Source organism: Coriobacteriia bacterium, assembly GCA_031292615.1.
Classification (GTDB): domain Bacteria; phylum Actinomycetota; class Coriobacteriia; order Anaerosomatales; family JAAXUF01; genus JARLGT01.
The window spans coordinates 1-3,858 of the sequence record JARLGT010000001.1 but is presented as its reverse complement, the minus strand read 5'-3'; the positions used below and the strand labels follow the sequence as shown (position 1 = coordinate 3,858).

The window sequence follows — 3,858 nt, the reverse complement described above, 5'->3', positions numbered from 1 at the left end:
GAACTTGCCAAGCACGCGCTTCTGATCGCCGCCGCCGGGGGCCACAACGTGCTCATGGTCGGTCCACCGGGATCGGGCAAGACCATGCTCGCCCGCAGGCTGCCCACGATCTTGCCGCCCCTGACGGCCGCTGAACGACTCGAGACAGCGCTTGTGCACTCTGTTTCGGGTCTCGACGAAAGTGCCGCGTTCGCGGGCGTTCGGCCCTTCCGCGCGCCCCATCACTCGGCATCGATCGCGGGGCTTGTTGGTGGTGGGTCGCCTCCGCACCCGGGCGAGGCCTCGCTCGCGCACAACGGCGTCCTCTTCCTCGACGAGATGCCGGAGTTCGGCCCTGCCGCACTGCAGGCGCTGCGGCAGCCGCTCGAGGACGGCGAGATCACTCTCGTGCGCGCCGAAGGGCGGCTTCGCTTCCCCGCGCGCTTCGCGTTGATCGGCGCCGCCAATCCGTGTCCATGCGGCTTCTTCGGCGATGGCGCAAAGCCGTGCTCCTGCTCGGCGAGCCTGGTCTCCCGCTATCAGGGTCGAATCGGTGGGCCGCTCATGGACCGAATCGACATCGTCGTCGATGTGAGCCGAGTTGATCCAGGGCTGCTGCTGAAGCCGAGTTTTGGGAGCGGATCGTCCGACATGCGAGCGAGTGTCGAGCTTGTCAGGGCGCGTGCCGAGTCTCGGCAGCTCGGGCAGACAGCGCAGCTCTCAGGCGCCGCCCTTCTACAGGCCTGCGGCATGGACGCTTCATGTAGAAGCGCACTCGAGACGGTGGCGCGAACCCAACACCTCTCGGGTAGGGGGGTCACGCGACTGCTGCGCGTGGCACGCACGGTGGCCGATCTCGACGCAAGCGCGGCGGTCAGGGCAGATCACATCGCCGAGGTCGTCGGATTCAGAGCAAAGGGGGAGCGATGAGTGATGCGTCGTGGCCGGGAGATGCGCCTCGGTTTGAGATTGCCATTGACGACCCGTGCTATCCGGCGCTGCTAGCGCAGATCGCCGACCCACCGGCAGTGCTTCGAGGCTACGGAGACCCCGCAGCCTTGGTGCCGGGACTCGCCGTCGTTGGCGCCAGAAAAGCAACCCCCTATGGCCTGGCGGCCGCGCGCCTGTTCGCCGGGTGGGCCGCAGCGGCGGGCTACCCGATCGTCTCAGGGGCGGCAATTGGATGCGACCAGGCTGCTCACCGCGCCGCACTGGCATCCGGTGGGCGCACCGTCGCCGTACTAGGCACGGGCGCCGATGTCGCCTACCCAAGTGGAAGCGCGGCACTGCTCGGCCAGATCGCTTCGAACGGGTGCGTGGTCTCGGAGTTGGAGTGGGGCTCTCGCGCAGCCAAGTGGACGTTCCGCGCCCGCAATCGCATCATCGCCGGGCTTGCTGGCGCGCTGCTCGTTTTGGAGGCCAACTGCCCGAGCGGAACGTTCATCACCGCCGACAGGGCGCTCGAGGCTGGCCGAGATGTTCTCGTCGTTCCCGGTTCGATCTTCGCCCCTGAGTGCCGAGGACCAAACCGGCTCCTTCGTCAGGGCGCTACCCCCATCACCGAGGTCGCCGAACTCGCAGATGCGCTGATGCTCGCCCTGGGTCCGCCGAGCGAGAGCCGTGACATCTCCGAGACACTTTACGGGCTGGCAACGGACGACGACGTTCTGTCGAGCCTGCGCACCAATCCCGGCCGCCCGGACGACGTTGCGCGGGCCCTGGGGCTCGACATCATCTCGGCAGCTCGGCGCATCGGAGCCCTTGAGGGACTCGGGCTCGTCCGAAAGTACCCCGACGGGAGGTACGGTCCTTGCTGACTCAGACGCTACACTACGAGCGACCGCCACCTTGCAAGGAGACCCGTGACACCAGTCGCTCGCATAGCCGGCGCCCCGACCGTGAATGTCATCGGCGGCGGACTCGCCGGAACCGAGGCCGCGTGGCAGCTCGCTCAGCGAGGTGTGCGCGTGCGTTTGATCGAGATGCGCCCATCGCGCATGACGCCCGCGCACCACACTGGCGATCTGGCCGAACTCGTCTGCTCGAACTCGCTGAAGAGCACCGATCCCAACTCGGCGGCGGGACTGCTCAAGTACGAGCTATCCGCACTAGGCAGCGTCGTCCTCGAGGTCGCCAAGTGGACTTGCGTGCCTGCTGGCGGAGCGCTGGCCGTCGACCGCGCAGCATTCTCGACCGAGCTGACGCGACGGATGGAGTCACATCCCAACATAGACGTAGTGCGCACCGAGGCAGACTCGATCCCTGAAGGCCGCGTGATTGTGGCAACTGGGCCGTTGACCAGCCCTGCGCTGGAGAGCGCCCTGTCCTCGCTCGTGGGCGACCGACTCGCCTTCTTCGACGCTGCGGCACCGATCGTCGATGCAGACACCCTCGACCGCTCCGTGGTCTTCGCCCAGTCGCGCTACGACAAGGGCGGCAGCGCGGACTATCTCAACGCGCCGATGAGCCGCGAGGAATACGCCGCCTTCTACGATGCGCTCGTATCGGCACGCAAGGTGAACCCCAAAGAGTTCGAGCGCAGCGATCTGTTCCAGGCGTGCCAGCCCGCCGAGGAGGTCGCGCGCACGGGCCTCGACGCCCTTCGCTTCGGCGCGCTCAAGCCAGTCGGTCTGACCGACCCGCGAACCGGAGAGCGGCCGTGGGCAGTCGTGCAGCTCCGTGCCGAGAACGCCGCCGGCACGGCGTACAACCTCGTGGGGTTCCAGACCAACCTCGCGTTTCCCGAGCAGGAGCGCGTCTTTCACATGATTCCGGGCCTGCGGGACGCCGTCTTCGTGCGCTACGGCGTCATGCATCGCAACACGTTCGTCGACGCACCACGCGTACTTGACGCCTCGCTCGCGCTTCGCGAGCATCCGGCAGTTCGCCTCGCCGGCCAGCTTACAGGCACCGAAGGCTACGCTGAGGCCGCCATGTCGGGTTTGGTGGCAGCACTCAACACGTGGGCCGAGATCACCGGCGCTGCGGGCGTGGTCCTTCCGCCGACTACGGCCTTCGGCTCGCTCATTGCCTACGCGACGGATCCAGCTACCACGGAGTACCAGCCGATGCACGTCAACTTCGGCATCATTCCGCCGCTATCTGAGCGCGTCCGCGGCAAGCGGGAGCGCTACGCCGCTTACGTAGAGCGAGCGCACACCGATCTGGCCGCTTGGCTCGGAGAGCATCGCGAGCTCTCGGCATCGTTGCCCCAGGCGGGCCCCGATGAGTAGCGCAATGGGCCCGGCCACGCTGGTCGACCGATTCCTAACACACCTCGCCGTCGAACTTGGCGTCTCGCCCAACACGGTGCGCGCCTACTCGGCAGATCTCGCCCGCTATCTGGAGTGGGCCGAGCGCAGCGGAATCGATCCGATCACGCTCAACCACCGCCAGATGCGGCGCTACCTCGCCGAACTCGACCGGGCCGGATACGCGCGTCGCACAGTTGCGCGTCGGCTCTCGGCGGTCCGTTCCATGTTCGCCTTCCTGGTGACTGAGGGCCTCGCCGCCTCGGACCCTTCGTCGGTGCTTGCAACCCCAAAGATGCCGTCGCGCCTCCCTCGGCTGGTCCCAAACGAGGCACTTGACGCGCTACTCGACGCGCCTGACACCACCACCGCCGTCGGTCTGCGCGACTCGGCGATCCTCGAACTGCTCTACGCGACCGGCGCGCGCGTGAGCGAGGTCTCGGCGCTCACGTTGGGCTCGCTGGACCTCGCACAGCGACAGATCACACTGATGGGCAAGGGCTCCAAGGAGCGCCTCGCACCGCTTCACCCGCTTGCCGCCGAGAAGCTGCGCCGCTACTTGATTGACGGCCGCCCGCACCTGCTGCGAAGCGCCCTCACGGACGCCGTGTTTCTCTCGACCAGGGGG

The 3,858-nt window shown here is 67.4% G+C and carries 4 protein-coding genes; all 4 read left to right on the top strand.

Features of this window, described 5'->3' with window-relative positions; genetic code table 11:
- Positions 1-909: ATP-binding protein (locus P4L93_00020; protein MDR3685337.1), on the top strand; the 909-nt coding region annotated here is incomplete at its 5' end.
- Positions 906-1,796, top strand: coding sequence for a DNA-processing protein DprA (gene dprA / locus P4L93_00015; GenBank protein MDR3685336.1), 891 nt, complete (start codon positions 906-908; stop codon positions 1,794-1,796). The genes P4L93_00020 and dprA, both read left to right, overlap by 4 nt.
- A 45-nt stretch (positions 1,797-1,841) precedes the next feature.
- The gene (gene trmFO, locus P4L93_00010; GenBank protein MDR3685335.1) at positions 1,842-3,212 is read left to right on the top strand and encodes a methylenetetrahydrofolate--tRNA-(uracil(54)-C(5))-methyltransferase (FADH(2)-oxidizing) TrmFO; all 1,371 of its coding nucleotides are present in this window, start codon (positions 1,842-1,844) and stop codon (positions 3,210-3,212) included.
- Positions 3,205-3,858: site-specific integrase (locus P4L93_00005; protein ID MDR3685334.1), on the top strand; the 654-nt coding region annotated here is incomplete at its 3' end. The genes trmFO and P4L93_00005, both read left to right, overlap by 8 nt.